General features: G+C 68.2%; 31 protein-coding genes and 1 pseudogene. 25 read left to right on the forward strand and 7 right to left on the reverse strand.

What is annotated here, in order from left to right; translation table 11 throughout:
- The coding region (locus ACN28A_RS00410) for a hypothetical protein (protein WP_421391316.1) at positions 1–208 on the forward strand (208 nt) is incomplete at its 5' end.
- 3 nt (positions 209–211) lie between these two features.
- Here the strand turns inward: ACN28A_RS00410 and ACN28A_RS00415 are convergent.
- Positions 212–394 (reverse strand): type II toxin-antitoxin system Phd/YefM family antitoxin, encoded by a 183-nt coding sequence (locus tag ACN28A_RS00415; protein WP_421391318.1) that lies wholly within the window; start codon positions 392–394, stop codon positions 212–214.
- 61 nt (positions 395–455) lie between these two features.
- Here ACN28A_RS00415 and ACN28A_RS00420 point away from each other — a divergent pair, with 61 nt between their 5' ends.
- Genes ACN28A_RS00420 through ACN28A_RS00435 form a run of 4 tightly spaced genes read left to right on the forward strand, consistent with a single transcriptional unit; the run spans position 456 to position 1,795 of the window.
- On the forward strand, positions 456–683 hold the full coding sequence (locus tag ACN28A_RS00420; protein ID WP_421391321.1) for a hypothetical protein: 228 nt from the start codon (positions 456–458) through the stop codon (positions 681–683).
- On the forward strand, positions 680–1,156 hold the full coding sequence (locus ACN28A_RS00425; RefSeq protein WP_421391322.1) for a DUF6292 family protein: 477 nt from the start codon (positions 680–682) through the stop codon (positions 1,154–1,156). The genes ACN28A_RS00420 and ACN28A_RS00425 overlap by 4 nt, the downstream gene beginning before the upstream one ends.
- Complete coding sequence (locus ACN28A_RS00430; RefSeq protein WP_421391324.1) at positions 1,153–1,497, forward strand: hypothetical protein; 345 nt, start codon at positions 1,153–1,155, stop codon at positions 1,495–1,497. The genes ACN28A_RS00425 and ACN28A_RS00430 overlap by 4 nt, the downstream gene beginning before the upstream one ends.
- The gene (locus ACN28A_RS00435; protein ID WP_421391326.1) at positions 1,490–1,795 is read left to right on the forward strand and encodes a hypothetical protein; all 306 of its coding nucleotides are present in this window, start codon (positions 1,490–1,492) and stop codon (positions 1,793–1,795) included. Before ACN28A_RS00430 ends, ACN28A_RS00435 begins: the two co-directional genes overlap by 8 nt.
- Positions 1,796–1,979: 184 nt before the next feature.
- Here ACN28A_RS00435 and ACN28A_RS00440 read toward each other — a convergent pair whose 3' ends face one another.
- Positions 1,980–2,372 carry a hypothetical protein gene (locus ACN28A_RS00440; RefSeq protein WP_421391328.1) on the reverse strand — a complete coding sequence of 131 codons (393 nt, stop codon included), beginning with the start codon at positions 2,370–2,372 and terminating at the stop codon, positions 1,980–1,982.
- Between the two features lie 211 nt (positions 2,373–2,583).
- Here ACN28A_RS00440 and ACN28A_RS00445 point away from each other — a divergent pair, with 211 nt between their 5' ends.
- Positions 2,584–2,862 (forward strand): hypothetical protein, encoded by a 279-nt coding sequence (locus ACN28A_RS00445; RefSeq protein ID WP_421391329.1) that lies wholly within the window; start codon positions 2,584–2,586, stop codon positions 2,860–2,862.
- A gap of 102 nt (positions 2,863–2,964) precedes the next feature.
- The gene (locus tag ACN28A_RS00450; RefSeq protein WP_421391331.1) at positions 2,965–3,279 is read left to right on the forward strand and encodes a hypothetical protein; all 315 of its coding nucleotides are present in this window, start codon (positions 2,965–2,967) and stop codon (positions 3,277–3,279) included.
- A gap of 170 nt (positions 3,280–3,449) precedes the next feature.
- Here the strand turns inward: ACN28A_RS00450 and ACN28A_RS00455 are convergent, their stop codons facing one another.
- From ACN28A_RS00455 to ACN28A_RS00465, 3 genes are all read right to left on the reverse strand, one after another.
- Complete coding sequence (locus ACN28A_RS00455; protein WP_421391333.1) at positions 3,450–3,719, reverse strand: hypothetical protein; 270 nt, start codon at positions 3,717–3,719, stop codon at positions 3,450–3,452.
- A gap of 186 nt (positions 3,720–3,905) precedes the next feature.
- Positions 3,906–4,220 (reverse strand): hypothetical protein, encoded by a 315-nt coding sequence (locus ACN28A_RS00460; RefSeq protein ID WP_421391335.1) that lies wholly within the window; start codon positions 4,218–4,220, stop codon positions 3,906–3,908.
- Between the two features lie 23 nt (positions 4,221–4,243).
- Positions 4,244–4,624 carry a hypothetical protein gene (locus ACN28A_RS00465; protein WP_421391337.1) on the reverse strand — a complete coding sequence of 127 codons (381 nt, stop codon included), beginning with the start codon at positions 4,622–4,624 and terminating at the stop codon, positions 4,244–4,246.
- A 113-nt stretch (positions 4,625–4,737) separates the two neighbouring features.
- On the opposite strand from ACN28A_RS00465, the gene ACN28A_RS00470 reads away from it, so the two are divergent.
- From ACN28A_RS00470 to ACN28A_RS00540, 15 genes are all read left to right on the forward strand, one after another.
- The gene (locus ACN28A_RS00470) at positions 4,738–5,028 is read left to right on the forward strand and encodes a hypothetical protein (RefSeq protein ID WP_421391339.1); all 291 of its coding nucleotides are present in this window, start codon (positions 4,738–4,740) and stop codon (positions 5,026–5,028) included.
- A complete protein-coding gene (locus ACN28A_RS00475; protein ID WP_421391341.1) occupies positions 5,025–5,246 on the forward strand; it encodes a hypothetical protein in 222 nt (73 codons plus the stop codon). Before ACN28A_RS00470 ends, ACN28A_RS00475 begins: the two co-directional genes overlap by 4 nt.
- 1 nt (position 5,247) lies before the next feature.
- Positions 5,248–5,517 carry a hypothetical protein gene (locus tag ACN28A_RS00480; protein WP_421391343.1) on the forward strand — a complete coding sequence of 90 codons (270 nt, stop codon included), beginning with the start codon at positions 5,248–5,250 and terminating at the stop codon, positions 5,515–5,517.
- 11 nt (positions 5,518–5,528) lie between these two features.
- Positions 5,529–5,813, forward strand: a complete 285-nt coding sequence (locus ACN28A_RS00485; protein WP_421391345.1) for a hypothetical protein — start codon at positions 5,529–5,531, stop codon at positions 5,811–5,813.
- Between the two features lie 3 nt (positions 5,814–5,816).
- A complete protein-coding gene (locus ACN28A_RS00490; RefSeq protein ID WP_421391347.1) occupies positions 5,817–6,041 on the forward strand; it encodes a hypothetical protein in 225 nt (74 codons plus the stop codon).
- A 3-nt stretch (positions 6,042–6,044) separates the two neighbouring features.
- A complete protein-coding gene (locus ACN28A_RS00495) occupies positions 6,045–6,503 on the forward strand; it encodes an AAA family ATPase (RefSeq protein ID WP_421391349.1) in 459 nt (152 codons plus the stop codon).
- Positions 6,504–6,784: 281 nt separating this feature from the next.
- Positions 6,785–7,036 (forward strand): hypothetical protein, encoded by a 252-nt coding sequence (locus ACN28A_RS00500; protein ID WP_421391351.1) that lies wholly within the window; start codon positions 6,785–6,787, stop codon positions 7,034–7,036.
- Between the two features lie 4 nt (positions 7,037–7,040).
- The gene (locus ACN28A_RS00505) at positions 7,041–7,658 is read left to right on the forward strand and encodes a hypothetical protein (protein WP_421391353.1); all 618 of its coding nucleotides are present in this window, start codon (positions 7,041–7,043) and stop codon (positions 7,656–7,658) included.
- Entirely contained in the window at positions 7,651–7,965 is a 315-nt protein-coding gene (locus tag ACN28A_RS00510) for a hypothetical protein (protein WP_421391355.1), read from the forward strand. Before ACN28A_RS00505 ends, ACN28A_RS00510 begins: the two co-directional genes overlap by 8 nt.
- 165 nt (positions 7,966–8,130) lie before the next feature.
- Complete coding sequence (locus ACN28A_RS00515) at positions 8,131–8,736, forward strand: hypothetical protein (RefSeq protein WP_421391357.1); 606 nt, start codon at positions 8,131–8,133, stop codon at positions 8,734–8,736.
- Positions 8,737–8,738: 2 nt separating this feature from the next.
- On the forward strand, positions 8,739–8,939 hold the full coding sequence (locus tag ACN28A_RS00520; protein WP_421391359.1) for a hypothetical protein: 201 nt from the start codon (positions 8,739–8,741) through the stop codon (positions 8,937–8,939).
- On the forward strand, positions 8,932–9,165 hold the full coding sequence (locus ACN28A_RS00525; protein WP_421391360.1) for a hypothetical protein: 234 nt from the start codon (positions 8,932–8,934) through the stop codon (positions 9,163–9,165). Before ACN28A_RS00520 ends, ACN28A_RS00525 begins: the two co-directional genes overlap by 8 nt.
- The gene (locus ACN28A_RS00530) at positions 9,162–9,341 is read left to right on the forward strand and encodes a hypothetical protein (RefSeq protein ID WP_421391362.1); all 180 of its coding nucleotides are present in this window, start codon (positions 9,162–9,164) and stop codon (positions 9,339–9,341) included. Before ACN28A_RS00525 ends, ACN28A_RS00530 begins: the two co-directional genes overlap by 4 nt.
- Before the next feature lie 139 nt (positions 9,342–9,480).
- Positions 9,481–9,888, forward strand: a complete 408-nt coding sequence (locus tag ACN28A_RS00535; RefSeq protein ID WP_421391364.1) for a GntR family transcriptional regulator — start codon at positions 9,481–9,483, stop codon at positions 9,886–9,888.
- Between the two features lie 683 nt (positions 9,889–10,571).
- Entirely contained in the window at positions 10,572–11,000 is a 429-nt protein-coding gene (locus ACN28A_RS00540) for a hypothetical protein (protein ID WP_421391366.1), read from the forward strand.
- Here the strand turns inward: ACN28A_RS00540 and ACN28A_RS00545 are convergent.
- Positions 10,962–12,503, reverse strand: a complete 1,542-nt coding sequence (locus ACN28A_RS00545) for a recombinase family protein (RefSeq protein WP_421391368.1) — start codon at positions 12,501–12,503, stop codon at positions 10,962–10,964. The genes ACN28A_RS00540 and ACN28A_RS00545 overlap by 39 nt on opposite strands.
- 23 nt (positions 12,504–12,526) lie before the next feature.
- On the opposite strand from ACN28A_RS00545, the pseudogene ACN28A_RS00550 reads away from it, so the two are divergent.
- Positions 12,527–12,721 (forward strand): annotated as a pseudogene (locus tag ACN28A_RS00550) (MBL fold metallo-hydrolase); the annotation flags it as partial.
- On the opposite strand, the gene ACN28A_RS00555 reads toward ACN28A_RS00550, so the two are convergent.
- A complete protein-coding gene (locus ACN28A_RS00555; RefSeq protein WP_421391370.1) occupies positions 12,722–13,129 on the reverse strand; it encodes a helix-turn-helix transcriptional regulator in 408 nt (135 codons plus the stop codon).
- A gap of 336 nt (positions 13,130–13,465) precedes the next feature.
- On the opposite strand from ACN28A_RS00555, the gene ACN28A_RS00560 reads away from it, so the two are divergent.
- Together ACN28A_RS00560 and ACN28A_RS00565 are read left to right on the forward strand one after the other, a co-directional pair.
- A complete protein-coding gene (locus ACN28A_RS00560) occupies positions 13,466–13,627 on the forward strand; it encodes a hypothetical protein (protein ID WP_421391372.1) in 162 nt (53 codons plus the stop codon).
- Positions 13,627–13,821 carry a hypothetical protein gene (locus ACN28A_RS00565; RefSeq protein WP_421391374.1) on the forward strand — a complete coding sequence of 65 codons (195 nt, stop codon included), beginning with the start codon at positions 13,627–13,629 and terminating at the stop codon, positions 13,819–13,821. Before ACN28A_RS00560 ends, ACN28A_RS00565 begins: the two co-directional genes overlap by 1 nt.
- The last annotated feature ends 76 nt before the right edge of the window (positions 13,822–13,897 follow it).

A 13,897-nucleotide genomic window follows, 5' to 3' on the forward strand; every position in this document is an offset into this window, starting at 1 on the left:
GGCGGTCGGCGGTCCGGTCGACGGTCGTTCCCTGTCCGTGCTCCTCGACGACGACGGGTTCCCGCCCCTGACCTTGGACGAGTCGTGGCTGTGGACGTCGTACGGCAGTGAGCTGTGGGATGCGGACACGGCCGGGGTGTACGAGCTGGAGCCGGTCGCCGGGGGCGGGCCGCCGTTCGTCTACCGATGGGTGCCCGCTCGTCCCTGATTGCTACTCCGAGTTTTCCACCGCGTCGTCGGCGACGGCGAGCGGCACCACGGCGGCGATCCGCCGGCCCCGGCTCGTGATGTAGGTGACCCGTCCGGCTGCGGCGGCGTAGAGCACGTCGGCGAAGTGCTCCCGGGCGTCTCGGACGCTCCGTTCCTCGGTGGGATGCCGCTCCTTCTTGGTCATGTCCATGGATGTTACCTGTTGTTCTGTGGCGTACACTGGTGTACACGACGGAAGGAGAGGGATGGACATCTTCGAGGTCACCGACCGGCTCACCGGCGGCGCCGACAGCATCCACACGATCGAGGTCAAGCTTCAGGTGCAACGACTCAACGAGGCCGGCATCTCCGCGACGGTCGCTCAGATCGAAGCCCAGCTTGGGTACCCGATCGCCGAGGCCAGTCGGGACGAGCTGCGTGGGGTGATCGCCGGCCTCAACGCGGTCGGCCGGGAAGGCGTGGGTCAGCGATGACCGAGGCAGCCATGCCGACGATGGAAGATCTGTACCCGGGCGGTGCCGGCTACCACCAGGCGCACGAGCCGTACATTCGCGCCGTTGCCGATGCCCTGACCGCGTCCGGGGTGAAGGTGCTGAACTGGTACGCCGACCCGAACGACCCCCGCGACGGGGCGATCCGGGTCAACACGTTCGGCCTCGACTACGACGAAGTCTGGGTGTGCTGGCAGGAGGAGCGCCGCTGGTATGTACTGCTGATCGAGGAGCATGAGGGCCGGGAGCCGTCCCGCTGGGTCCGCGACCTCGACGCTGGCACCGTCTTCTCACCGGAGTCGGTGGTGCGGGCGTTCGCCGACCACATGGGCATCACCGCCGACCCGCCGGGTGACTCGTTCCCGGATCTCGACTGGCCGGAGCACACGTTCGAGGACGACAACATCCCGTTGGAGCTGGCGCTACGCCGGTACGCGGAAGGAGGTCCCCGATGACCGACACGACGTCCTCCGACTTCCCACCCGGACTGCTGGACTACTTCGCCGCCCGGGAACGGCAGCGCGCCGAGACGGTCAACCGGGCGCTGGCCACACTCAGCCCGTTCGAACGTCGCCTTGTGCGAGAGGCGGCCGTCATGGGCTACGTGCGTGGCGCGATGGCGGGCCACCTTGACGGACGGCAAGGCCGCGAGCAGGAGATCCCGAAGGACGCGACAATTCTCGTCGAGGTCGTTGGCGCCTGCATCTCGATGGACGAGCTGTACCCGTACCTCGCCGCCGCGTCCGAGGGGAAGCGGCGTCGGGTCACGAAGTCTCGGAGGTGGCCCGGTGAGTGATCAGGCTTCGGCTCCAGTGACGGTTACCTACGACTGCCCCAGCCGGTGCGCCTACGTCCTGCCGGTCGCGTCGGAAGTCGAGCTGCGGGCGTGGACACAGGTGGAGACTGTCGGCATGTGGGCTGACGCCCAGCACGAGCGCGAGTGCCCGTCCCGTCAGGGTGTCGACCCGTACGCCGCCCAGGTGGCGGAAATCCTGGCCGGTGCCGACGCCCGCCGGAATCCGAACCCGCGCATCGACGACCCTGACCGGCTGCGGGCTCGCATTGAAGCCCTCCGGTCGTCCCGGTCGTCCTGAATGCCCACCGAGGGTCTCATCTACTGCGTCCTGCGCCGCGCCACCGTCGGCCTGGTTGTCAACGGCGGCAAGGTGGTCGATGCCCCTCCATACGTGCGCCGCATGAAGGGCCGGGATGCTCGGCAGGTGTGGCGAGAACTTGCCGCGCACGCGGACGACTTACGGTGGCTACCGGACCGGTAGGTCACGCGAACCCGAGCCAGTTCTTCGCGCTGCGGGTCATCAGCGTTCCCATGATCGCGGCGAGGAAGCCGATCCCGACGACGGCTGCTCCGACGCTGCGGAGTGTCGCGAGGGCTACGAGGAGCGCCACACCGAACCCGAGGTAGCTTCCCCACCGCCGGGCACGAACCAGGCCGACGACGGCTGCCACGGCGACCAATGCGACGCTGCCGAGGAACACAACGGCATGGGTGCGGCCAGTGTCACCGACGGCGTTGGCGACCGCCCCGAACCCGGTCAGCACGGCCAAGGCGCCGAGGAGGAAGGCTCCGACCTTCACCGGGTACGGCATCCGTGTCGGCGGCCCGTCGTCGTCCGTCTGGTCGAGGTCGTCTGGTTCGGTGTCGTCGTCCACTGGCAGATGATGCGGCTGGACGGAACGTGAGGTCTGTTCACTGTCGGCGACACGACAGCTTCCCGTCGTGATGTTGGAGGTGCTGGTCGGGTGTTCGGGCTATTCGCGTGCGGGGATAGTCCTGCTGGCCGACCCCACCCTGAACGGCCGTTCGTGAGCGGCAGGCTACCGACCGGTACCGGCGGCGACGGGCGCGAACAACACTCGGGCGATGGACGCGAACCTGCACCGCCGCAGGTGCCCCCACTGCGGCACAGACCTGACCGCCCTCGCCCGCCTCGTCACCACCCACGGCGCCCCCGTCCTCGAACGGCACGAAACCCCACCCGGACCGCTTCCGGCCGGCACCCGCGACGCGGACTGGCTGACCCTGCCGTGCCTGCACCCGCTGCACGGGATCCTGCTCTGGGATGCGATCGTCGGCCTCGGCTGGGGGCATGGTGTCGCCGCCGAGGTGTGTCGGCCGGTCGCGTCGCAGCTCGCCGCCTGAACGGGTCGGGGGTGGCCCCGACTGTGGGTGATGACGTGGGGATGCCGGGGCCACCCATAGGCACGGTAGGTGCCGGGTCTGACAGGGCGGCACACTGGACGTGTGTCCATCTACGCCACCGCCCTACCGCTCGACGGCGACGAGCAGCCGGCACCGATCGTCTACCAGGGCTCACACGTCCTACCCGCCGACGGCGACGCCCGGGATGGTGTGCTGCTTCTGTGTCAGATCCCCGGCCACATCAGCCTCAACGGCCGGGACTCGCCGGACGACGAGCGTACGGTGTGGCCGTGGCTGCGCCTGTCGCTGCACGGGCCGGGCGGGGACGCGACCGTGGTACTCGACCGGGAGCAGGTGGAGCGGATCCACGCCTACCTCGGCGAGTGGCTGAGCGCAGCCAGGTCGGCGGCGAGTTGACCCGTGGGCGACGGTGACGCGCATGTGATGCCCCGGGCGGATCTGATCGACCACGAGGTTGACGACTGCCCGTGCGGGCCGACAACCGAGCCGGTACCCCGCCCGGACGGGTCGATGGGGTGGCTGGTCATCCACCACACGCTCGACGGGCGCGAACTGTGGGAGCCGCGTTAACCGTCTCGGTGCAGCCGTTTCAACGTCTCCCGCAGCCCCGGAGTGTCCGGCATCGTGGTCGCCACCGCAGCGCACAACGACAGGGCGCTGACGAAGTTCCGGCACGTTCCGCAGTCCTCGTCCCGGCAGGCTGCGGCGTGTTCCCGGGACGCTTCGATGGTCCAGCGATGCATCCAGCCCATCGCCCAGCCACGGCCGTGCAGGTTGGTGACCTGCTTCATGAAGTACTCGGTCTGTTCCGGGTCGGGCAGCATGTGGACGGGCATCGCGATCCCCCTCGATCGGCGGCGTGCCTTCCTGTCTACCCCGGTGTGACGTGTGCTGGCCTCGGGTTCGGGGGCGGTGCGGGGTCGGCTGGTCGCCCACAGTCGGCGACGGTCGGATGATCTACCGTCGCCGGTACGACGGAGCCCGGCCCTCGTCGTGAGGCGCCGGGCTCTGTGTGCCTGCGGTCAGTCAAGCGGTGGTAAGTCCACCATCCGCGCCCACAACTGCCATCCGTTGTCGCTCTTTCGCTTCTGCCATCCGTCCGGCTCCGGCCCGTGCTCGAAGAACCGGTCCATGCGCTGTTCAACCCACTCCGCGAACATCTCCCGCTGCCATGCCTCAATGCCCGGTCGGACCAGCGCGATCACCTCGGCGCCATCATCGTTGGGTCGCAGGACGAGGTAGCCACTCACGTCGGGTTCGTCTTCTCGCCCGAACCCGGTCTCGTCGTCGAGGCTCAGGCCCCGGTCGTTCAGTCTCTGCTCCGCGCTTGAAGTCACGAGGTTGAGTGTGCCCGACCGGATCACGTCTCGCCGGTGACCGACTCCCGGCGGTAAACGACGTAGTTCCGACCGACGACCACCCACGTGCCGGGCTCGTTGACCCGCTCGATCAGTAGGTCGCCTGCGACCACCTGGCTCTCCGGGTCGTCGACTTCGGCGAGGCGCGCATCTGGGCGAATCGCCTTGACCTCGTCAAAGTTCTTCCCGGTCCACCGAACGGCGTTGGCCGGACGCCGAGGCAGCCTGGCGTTGGGGTCACCTGCGTGCCAGCGCATGAACTCGCGCAACACCTCGGACCGGTCTGATCCGGCGGCGGCAGTCGACTCATCGAACCGGAGCCACAGGTCCTCTTCGGCGCGAATCGTCTGGCGGGGCTTACCCTTGCCGCTTTTCCGGGTCACGGCGATCACCGTAGTGGGTGCCGGGGTGTCATGACGGGAACTGTACGGGGTGTCATGACGTTCGGCGGTTCGGTCAGTTGATGGTGTCATGACACCATGCTACCGTAGGTGTCATGACACTGCGAGGTCGCGAGGCAGCCGAAGCCTGGTACGCCGTCGGGCAGCCAGTCGCCGAACTCGCCTACCTCGGCCAGGGCCGCTACGAGTCCCACCTCGTCACCGTCGTCCGCGTCACCAAGGCGATGGTCTTCACCGACAGCGGGCGTCGGTTTTGGCGCTACAGGAACGGACGCAACGAGGTTGGCAGCCGTGACAGGCAGCTCATTACCGCGAGCGCCGTGGTCTTCCGTCTCGTGCCCGCCGACCACCCGCGCGTTACCCAACCAGCCAGGGAGTCGCAGTGAACCGCAGCATGGAGCACCAGGACCGGTGCGGCGACGCCGGCATGCCGCTGATCGTCATCGACCGGCAGGGCCGCGAGGTGCCGGTTCCGGACGGCGTAAACCCGTCCGACTACGTTGCCGACCACCTCGGCCCCGGCTACGAGGCGCTGATCCGCTGCGTCGACCACCCGGACACGCCGGCCGTGGACTGCCTCATCTGCGTACCCGAGGAGGACTGACGTGGAACTGATCAAGGCCGATGGCACTTTGGCAGACGGCATTGCCGACGACTCGCACACCCGAGAGGAACACCGTCTCGATCCCGGCGTCTACCCCAGCAAGGGCCACGTTCTACTCGTCGGAACCAACGAGCGGAACTTGACCGTCATCGACCTCGGCGGAGTGATTCAGGTGGGTGGCATCGACGTGACCGACCCGGACCACCTGGATGCCCTCGCCGAGTACTTCCAACGCCTGGCGGTGACGTTCCGGGCTCGCCAAACCAACTGAACGGAGATCACATGGAACACCCCCGCGAAACCACGTCGGCAGTCTTCGAGACGGAGCCGGCCGACGGCAGCACCCTCGTTCTCCGAAAGTCCACCTTCCACGGCGAGCCGGAGTGGGAGGTCATCTGGCGTGACGACGCCGAGGCCCGCCGATGGGCTGGCGGCGGCGACCCGGACGGCCAGCACTGGTTCCGTGCCAGCGACGAGGACGCGATGGAACTGCACCAGTACCTCAAGTACGCGGACGAGGTCTACAACCTTGGGTCGCTGGTCGGCCGACTCGGCAAGGACAACTGACTGATGGACCCGACGACCACCTACGCGTGGTGCTTCAGTCACGGACGCATGCACAAGTTCGTCGCGCCGGAAGGCCCGTGGTGCTCCGCGTCGTGGCTTCCGCTCGGCGAGGATGAGGAGGCGGCGTACAGCGCCAAGGCAGCCCGGGTCGGCGACGCGCAGTTCATGGACGACCTACCACTTGAAGTTCAGGTGGAGGTCGTTGACGAGTGCGCTGGCCAGGGCTGACCGATGGCAAGACTGTTGGTGACTCGCGGCCTACCCGGCTCCGGCAAGTCGACGTTCGCGCGGGCGTGGGTGGCCGAGAACCCGACCGGCCGCTACCGGGTCAACCGGGACGACCTCCGGGCGATGGGCCACGACTCGACGCACGTGAAGGCGTCGAAGACCTCGCTGGGCACGGAGCGGATCGTCGTCGCCGCCCGGAACGCGATGATCGTGTCCCTGTTGCGGCGCGGCGTGGGTGTGATCGTGGACGAAACCTGCCTCCCCGACAAGACGCTGCACAGCCTGCGGCGGCTCGCCGACCGGGCCAACGCCGGGTTCGAGGTCGTCGACTTCCGGGACGTGCCGATCGAGTTGTGCATCGAGCGTGACGCCCGGCGGACCGGTACGGCACGGGTCGGCGAGCAGGCGATCCGGGATATGTGGGAGCGGCACCTGGCCGAGCAGTCCGAGGCGGCGGCGTGAAGACGCTTCGTGTCCGTCACGAGTCGGCACCTCCGCCGTTGGGATGCCGCTGGTGCGGTGTTGACAAACGTGAGCACGTCCAACTGTGGGTTCCTGGCCGCAGTTGGCATGGCTGGGAGCAGCCGACGAAGGCGCAGATTGAGGCCCGACTGCGGGCTAAGTTCGCGGCCCGCGCTGGCCGTGGCGGTCTCTCGACCACGGAGACCCACCGTCAGCCGCTTACATCGCAGCAAAGCAAGCCCTGAAGAGCAAAGAACGCACCGACGAGAAGGAGTGACCTGATGTCCCCGGAAGAGCACTACGCCGAAGCGGAACGACTTCGCGCCCTGGCCGTCGAGCACTGGATGAACCCTGAGGGCGGCTACGACGACGCCGAGTCGCCGACTGCCGAGGAGCGGGAGATCCGGGCGTCGGTAGCGGCCGACGCCCGGCAGGACGCGATGGTCTACCTGGCCGAAGCGCAGGTGCACGCCACGTTGGCGCTGTACCGGAAGCCGGCGGCCGAGCCGTTCGTTCCGAAGCTGGACTGGTGAGCCGGTGAGTATCCCCAACACCCACCCCACCCCCGAAGTCACCGCGATCGTCACTGCGCTTGCTGCCGGCGCCGGTGCTACGACCGTGCACTACGAAACCACCGGCCGTGTCCTGGACGCGCTGGATCTGCCGTCCCGGGATGCTCGGGTCCGTGCCGAGGTCGCCGAAGAGATCGCCCGTGCGATCGAAGTCGAGCGGCCGTCGGCAGGGAGCTTTTGGGACACCGCTGACGCGGCCCGGGTGTACGCCCTGAACGACGCGGCGAAGGTCGCCCGGAAGTACGCTGCTGCGCCTGCCGAGAGCGTCGCTGCGGGGTCGGCTGTTCCCGTCGAGGGATCCGGACTACCCCAACCCGCTCCGCAGAGCGTGGGTCGGCTGCCGTGGCCATACGGCCCTGATCCGGTCACCGACACATGGTTGCGGGAGCAGGGTGCCGATCCGGTTGTGGTGCGGGATCAGGCCCGCCAACAGATTGACGCCCTGGTCCGACCCCGCCCGATCCTGTCGCTTGACACGGGCGCAGCTTGTGGTCGTTGGTGTGAGCGCCCGACTGGACATAGCGGTCCGTGTGACCCGGTCGCCGACATCTCCGGACGCACCGAGGAGGGTTCTGATGTCTGAGCAGACCCCGACCACCGACGCCCCGTACGAGGAGCCGGTGCTGAGCGAGGAGGCATACGGCGACATCGAGGTAATCCCGATGCCCGGCGAAGCGCGACAGGCCGCGTGGCGCGCGTATCACGCGGCGGAGCCGCCGGCCAGAGGCCGCATCACTACTGCTATCGAGACCGCGTACGCCGCTGGGCTGGCTGCTGGTCGTACCGCAGCAGCCGCAGACATCCGGGCGGTCGATGCTTCTGTGCTCAACGGTTACTGCGCCGACGTGGCTGCTCGTGTGGCAGAGAGCGGAGCCAACCATGCCCAGTGATCTACCCGAAGAGGTTGCCGACCTGATTCGTGCCGCCGTGGAGTGGCGGCGAGCCCACGCCAACCGGTCGGTAACAGCAGCACCGACCAAGGCGCGGGCGTCACGTGTACTGGCGGAGGCGGTCGACGCATACAACTGGCGCCTCGCGGAACACGGAGCCGACCGGTGAGCGAGTACGACACCGCGCCGAGCAAGCCGGACTTCGAGCGGCGACCGGCTGACCACCCGCACACCGATCCGGACGACGGTCGCAGCGAGTGCGACCGGTGTGGCAAGTTCGTGTGGCCGGCGATCCACTCGTGCAAGGGCGTGCCAGTGACTGTTGCTGCTCGCGCCCGTTGGGATGCCGCCCACGCGGTCGAGCCAGTGACCGCCCCCAACCCCGCCGACGTCGAGCAGTGGTCCGCCACAATCAACACCGCTGCCGACATCCTCCGGGAGTACATCGCCCGGGAGTCGCCGGACCTGGTGCCGCTGCTGTTCAACGCCGACTACGAGGGCATGGCGATGGCGCTCGCGGAGGCCGGGCGGTTGCTTCCCTCAGACACCGACACCCGCACCGAGTACGCGGCGAAGGTGGTTTGGGACACCGGTGATGTGACGTTCTGGGAGTCCGACCGTGGGCGTGCTGAGGACGTGGTGGCGTTCCACGCGAAGCGTCGGGCCGAAGGCCCGCATGGAATCGCTTCCGCCGAGGTCGTCCAGCGGACTGTGATCACTTCGACGGGTCCGTGGCGTCCGGTTCCTTCCACCCCCACCAAGGAGAGCTGATCGTGCTGCCGTCGCATTGGTGGTTCGCCGGCTGGAGCAAACGCCGGTCCGCCGCCGAGATCTTCCGCCACACCACGGTCCGGGGCGGCTACGCGGCCACGTACCGCCGGCTGGTCCGGTTCGGGCCGTGGTCTGTCGGCGTCATCCGCTACCGGCCGTATCCGCCGGTTCCTTCCACCCCTGAGGAGACACCGCATGCGTGATCAACTTCGCGACCTGATCGCCGCCAAAATGCACGCCGACGACTGCGGCTGCGACGGCCCCGAGGACGACTTCTACCGAAACCTCGCTGACTCGGTAATGGAGCTGTTCCCCGACGTGGAGCGGCAGGGCCGAGATGCTGCCGGCGGCTGGGACGCGGCCGAGGGTTGGGAGCCGCTCGCGACTCGGTGGGTTGCCCGTACCGCACCTGAGGAGACACCCCGATGAGCACCTGCCACCTGTGCCCGTCCGACGACAACCAGATCCCCGACGCCGACGTCCTCGATCACCTGCGGGTGGTCCACCCGGACGCGTACGGGGAAGGTCCGGACCTGTGGCCCGACGGCTCGCCCGTCGTTGTCGATGCCGCTTTGACGCCGGCCGAGTTCGGGGATCCGTCGTGAGTACGCGGGTTCGTCCGGTCGACCCTCAGGTGCTTTCCCGTTGCGCTGGCTGCCGACGGCCGCCTTGTGACCGGCGAGTAGCGGTCGTCTAGTCGGCTACACCGGTAGGCGTCTACACGCCGGGACATAACCTCCGCCTGTGATCGTTCCGGGCGGGCCGCGTATCGACACCGCCGCCAAACTGACCGCCCTGCTGCGGGAGCAAATCATGTCCGGGCAGCTCGCCCCCGGTGCTCTGATCCCGTCGGAGCAGACACTCCGTCAGACGTACGGGCTGGCCCGGGGCACCGTTGCCAAGGCGGTCCGGGCACTACGCAACGAAGGGCTCGCCACACACGTCGTCGGTTATGGTGTCGTCGTGCGCCCGGTCGGCGAGAAAGAGGACGTGCCCGCCGGCCCCGGCTCGACTGTCGACATCCGCATGCCGTCCCCGGCCGAGGTGGAGGCATGGGAGCTACCGGAGGGAGTTCCGGTGTTCGTGGTCGTGGACGCGGACGGGACGGGTCAGGTGTATCCGGCGGACCGGTACCGGCTGCGGGTGGGATGAGGGGGTCCGCTCTCTGCCCGGCTGACTGATCACTGCGGTTTCGACCGAAAGTGGAAGATCTTTCACCATGTGCGGTCCGATCGGCGGGACTGTCGGGTCCCTGTCAGCAGGTCATGGAACTTCCACGGCGCGCGTCGCGGGCAGGCGTCTGTCAATACGTCATACGAGCAGCCGTTCCATCCGCACCTTGGGCACGCTCCCACATGATTGCCGGTCGACAATCAACCCGCAGGTCACCTCGAAGACCAGCCCCGTTCACCGCCGGGTCGGCTATCGACACCGATCGAGCCCGAAACGGATCACCGAACCTCCGCAGCAGATCACCTGAATCCGACCAAGGCTGACCTAACAGCCATCCAAACGGGCATCCACCTACGCCCGACCAGCCCTGACGCTCAAGACTCACTCACCGTTGCTAGATCATTACTGGCGAGGCAGTCTCGGAGGCTCACACCACACCATCACGGAGGTGACCACCAGTGCGGCGACACCCAGCACCCCGCACCACCCGAGGACGCACCCCCGCCCTCACCAACGCCGCACCCCCCACCCCACCTCCACGCTGACCCCTCGCACCACCCCGACCGGCCACCGATGATGGTCGAGTCACCGCCGCCAACCCCACGCGGCGGAGAGGCACCGTCCGCCTCCAATCCTTCCGGCAAAGCTTTGGAGTCAGCCCCATGAGCACCGAACAGACCAGCACCCGCACATCCGTCCCGCGCTACTTCATCGCAGGCATGGCCTGCGGTTCACTCGCCCTCTTCGTCACCGTCGGCGCCCTCATCTACTACGCACTCGTCAGCTCCGGCACCTTCGGTGAGCCGCCACACGGCCTGTCCCCGATCTGGGCCGTCGTCGTCATCCTCCTCGCCCTCGTCCCCATCGGCCTGTGGTGCGCAGACGTCGCCGCCCGGCCCATCCTCAACCGCATCAACCGGCTCGAAGCCCTCGTCGAGCGGGCCAGCGAGGACGCACTCAAAGCGGCGAACGAGGCCGGCTACTGGCGCGGCATCGCAGCAGGGGCAAGGCAAGACATCGAAAACCTGGCCAACCCCGCCGACGTGATCAAGCTAGTTCGGGACGGGCGCCGCAACGGCAACGTCGGCTGACCGGGGCACGAACCGCACCGACGCCGGATCGAACCCCGGCCCCCGCCGCTGCGCAGGCAGAACCACCACCCGCACCCCGAACGCCTGCATCACCGCCCGCCGCTGGTTGAGATCCAACGCCCCCCACCGCCGCTCGGCCAGGTCACCGACCGTCGCCATCACCAACTCAAGATGTGGCGACGGTCGGTACGCTTTCGCCTCTGCCTCCGCCTGCTGCAACTGCGGCTTCAACCGGGTCGTGATGATCCGCAACTGGGCGGCTTCGATGTGCCCGTCGGCGTAGTCGTTCGCCGCCTGCGTCAAGCGCGCCCGCAGCGTCGTCACCCGCGTCAACGCCTCCGCCGCCTTCGCCGACGACCCGGACAGCAGGTCGGCGACGTCCGGGCGCCGCATCAGGGCCACCATCTGATGCTCGACGTACCGGTCCACCGCCGCCAGGTTCCGGCCCACACACGCCTTGGCCTCGCACACGTACAACTGCTGCTTCCGCCCGTGCCGGGAGTTGCCGCGCATCGCCACCCGCAGGTGCGCCCCGCACACTCCGCATTCGCCGACGCCCCACGTCAGAAGGTGCTGGCGGGAGCCGGGACGCTCGATGGTCCGGCCGGGGTCGGTGAGGAGCGCGACAACCCGGTCATGTTTGTCCGGGTCGACGATCTTCGGCCAGGCGGCGGGGATCAACGCCTCGTCGGGGCGGCCCCGGTGGTAGATCCGCAGGCCGATGTTCGCCGGTCGGATCGCGAGCTTCTTCACCGACGTCTTCCCCCACCGACTTCCGTCGTCGGCCTGGCCCTTCGCCCGCCGCGTCCGCCGGTGCCCCGCCCCCGGCGCTGGGACACGTCGCCGGTTCAGGTCGTCGCGGACAGCGGCGAGGGACTTACCGGCGAGCAGCTCGTCAACGATCCACCGCACGACATCGGCCTCAGCGTGTTTCTCCTCGTCCCGGAACCCGATCACCTTCCCGGCCGTCTTGCCCCGACGGTCGTACTCGTAGATCCGGGACCAGCCGTACAGGACGGCACCGTTGGCGCGGCCTTCCTCAGCCCGCTCTTTCGCCGCGTCGTAGACCCGCTCCGCTTTCGTCTCCGACTCGCCGGTGTCGGTCTCACCGAGCATCCCGGCGATCATCCGGCCGCTGGCGGTCCGTAGGTCAAGTTCAGGGCCGTTGGTGCACAGGATGATGATCCCGAGCTTGCCGAGGGTGTCGATGCCCTGCGCACGCTCGACCCGGTTCCGCCACAGTCGGGAGGTGTGGACGCAGACGATACGGCGCTGCACGCCGGTTGGGTTGGGTGCGGCGACGGCGTTCATGAGCTTGTCGAAGTCTGGTCGCGGGGCGCCCTTCAGCGCGGAGATGTCGTTGTCGCTGAACTCGCCCGCGACGTGCCCGCCCCGCCGGGCGGACAGGTCACGGCCGTCTCGTAGCTGCCGGGTGACGCCCTTCTCGGTTGCCAGCTCGTCGTCGGAGATGCGGGCGTACAGGTAGTCCTCGTACAACGCCATGCCGGCATCCTATTGCCCGTGGTGGTCCCCCGCTATTTCCTGGGGGTCCTGGGAGGACAACTAACCCTGTCGAGTTTGCGCAGATCATGGACGACTTGGAAGCCAAGGTGTTCGATGTCTTGCCGGACGACACGTGGTTCTACCCGGGGCACGGCAAGGACTCGACGTTGGGTGTCGAGCGTCCGTCGGTGCCGGAGTGGCGGGCCCGGGGCTGGTAGTCAGACCGCCTCCCGCTCTGGCGTGGGGCCGTCGTCGGGTTGGTTGCGGAGTTGCCGTAGCAGGGTGAGTAGCGCCTCCTTCGCCGCCTTCGGGATGCGTTCGTCCTGGAGGACGTCGAGGAGTTCGTCGGCGCGAGGGTCGACGGGCGGCGGTGGGGGTTGGTCGATTTCGTCGGCTTCGAGTAGGCCGAGGGCGATGGCGGCGTCGATGGGTCGGATGCCGAGTGCGATGCAGACTGCCCTGACTTGGTCTAGGTCGGGTCGTTCGGCGTCGCCGCCTTCCCATCTGGTCAGTGTTCGGCGGCTGACGCCTGATGCGGCTACTAGGTCTTCTTGTCGCCAGCCGCGTCGTTGCCGCCCCTGCTTGATCAGGTTGGCGAAGGCGTCCTTGCGGCCTGGCTGTGACATGAGGGCACTGTAAAGGCTGGTCAGTGCATGATCGTGCGCCAGATGTGGCATGCGTCGTGCGTCACTCATGACGCACCGCCGTAAATTGCCTGTAAGCTCCCCAGCTTCATTCGGTCATGATGCCGTCACTCATCGATTAAGACAACTAGCACAGGGTGTCGCAAGGGGTTGCGCGCCATATATGGCTCATGAGATTCTTGCGCCATGCCCGACGCACAGACCAGCGATGTACGCGCCATACCGAGCGCGTCCGCACGTCTCAACTGGCCCCTCATCCGGGCCCGCTGCGCCGAACTCGGAGCACGCACCAACCGCGACGCCGCCCGAATCATGGGCATGGCCCCGCGCACCCTCGACCGGCTCCGCTACGGCAGCGCGGCGACCAGCATCGAAACCGTCCTCCAAATGCAGGAGATGCTGGGCCTGTCCCTCGACGACATGTTCCCCCGCCCCGCCAAGCGCCGCCGTAGCTCCCTGACCGACAAGGCGGCGGCCTGATGCCCGCCTACCGGCTCGACGACCCGGCACTCGACCAGGCGATGCGAACCCTCGCCGCCGAGACGGCCGCCGGTTGGCCGGCACCGTCGGAGGAACAGCGCGCCGAACTCGCCCCGCTGCTCGCCCCGCCGGTCGAACCGGTCAAGGTTCGCCGCCGTCGGCGTGCCCAGGTCCCGGGGCGGCGGGCCGCATGAGCGTCCGCAACCTCACCTCCCCCGCTGGTATCGCCACGCCGCTGCTGTCTGGCGGCTGGGTGATCGATCGCCGCGA

Source organism: Plantactinospora sp. WMMB782, from assembly GCF_049179135.1.
Lineage (GTDB): Bacteria > Actinomycetota > Actinomycetes > Mycobacteriales > Micromonosporaceae > Plantactinospora.

Bases quoted from the DNA above. Each gene is read 5' to 3' on its own strand.
- ACN28A_RS00415 (WP_421391318.1), bottom strand. From the start codon at position 394: ATGACCAAGAAGGAGCGGCATCCCACCGAGGAACGGAGCGTCCGAGAC.
- ACN28A_RS00420 (WP_421391321.1), top strand. From the start codon at position 456: ATGGACATCTTCGAGGTCACCGACCGGCTCACCGGCGGCGCCGACAGC.
- ACN28A_RS00425 (WP_421391322.1), top strand. From the start codon at position 680: ATGACCGAGGCAGCCATGCCGACGATGGAAGATCTGTACCCGGGCGGT.
- ACN28A_RS00430 (WP_421391324.1), top strand. From the start codon at position 1,153: ATGACCGACACGACGTCCTCCGACTTCCCACCCGGACTGCTGGACTAC.
- ACN28A_RS00445 (WP_421391329.1), top strand. From the start codon at position 2,584: ATGGACGCGAACCTGCACCGCCGCAGGTGCCCCCACTGCGGCACAGAC.
- ACN28A_RS00455 (WP_421391333.1), bottom strand. From the start codon at position 3,719: ATGCCCGTCCACATGCTGCCCGACCCGGAACAGACCGAGTACTTCATG.
- ACN28A_RS00470 (WP_421391339.1), top strand. From the start codon at position 4,738: ATGACACTGCGAGGTCGCGAGGCAGCCGAAGCCTGGTACGCCGTCGGG.
- ACN28A_RS00485 (WP_421391345.1), top strand. From the start codon at position 5,529: ATGGAACACCCCCGCGAAACCACGTCGGCAGTCTTCGAGACGGAGCCG.
- ACN28A_RS00490 (WP_421391347.1), top strand. From the start codon at position 5,817: ATGGACCCGACGACCACCTACGCGTGGTGCTTCAGTCACGGACGCATG.
- ACN28A_RS00495 (WP_421391349.1), top strand. From the start codon at position 6,045: ATGGCAAGACTGTTGGTGACTCGCGGCCTACCCGGCTCCGGCAAGTCG.
- ACN28A_RS00500 (WP_421391351.1), top strand. From the start codon at position 6,785: ATGTCCCCGGAAGAGCACTACGCCGAAGCGGAACGACTTCGCGCCCTG.
- ACN28A_RS00510 (WP_421391355.1), top strand. From the start codon at position 7,651: ATGTCTGAGCAGACCCCGACCACCGACGCCCCGTACGAGGAGCCGGTG.
- ACN28A_RS00525 (WP_421391360.1), top strand. From the start codon at position 8,932: ATGCGTGATCAACTTCGCGACCTGATCGCCGCCAAAATGCACGCCGAC.
- ACN28A_RS00530 (WP_421391362.1), top strand. From the start codon at position 9,162: ATGAGCACCTGCCACCTGTGCCCGTCCGACGACAACCAGATCCCCGAC.
- ACN28A_RS00540 (WP_421391366.1), top strand. From the start codon at position 10,572: ATGAGCACCGAACAGACCAGCACCCGCACATCCGTCCCGCGCTACTTC.
- ACN28A_RS00545 (WP_421391368.1), bottom strand. From the start codon at position 12,503: ATGGCGTTGTACGAGGACTACCTGTACGCCCGCATCTCCGACGACGAG.
- ACN28A_RS00555 (WP_421391370.1), bottom strand. From the start codon at position 13,129: ATGTCACAGCCAGGCCGCAAGGACGCCTTCGCCAACCTGATCAAGCAG.
- ACN28A_RS00560 (WP_421391372.1), top strand. From the start codon at position 13,466: ATGGCCCCGCGCACCCTCGACCGGCTCCGCTACGGCAGCGCGGCGACC.
- ACN28A_RS00565 (WP_421391374.1), top strand. From the start codon at position 13,627: ATGCCCGCCTACCGGCTCGACGACCCGGCACTCGACCAGGCGATGCGA.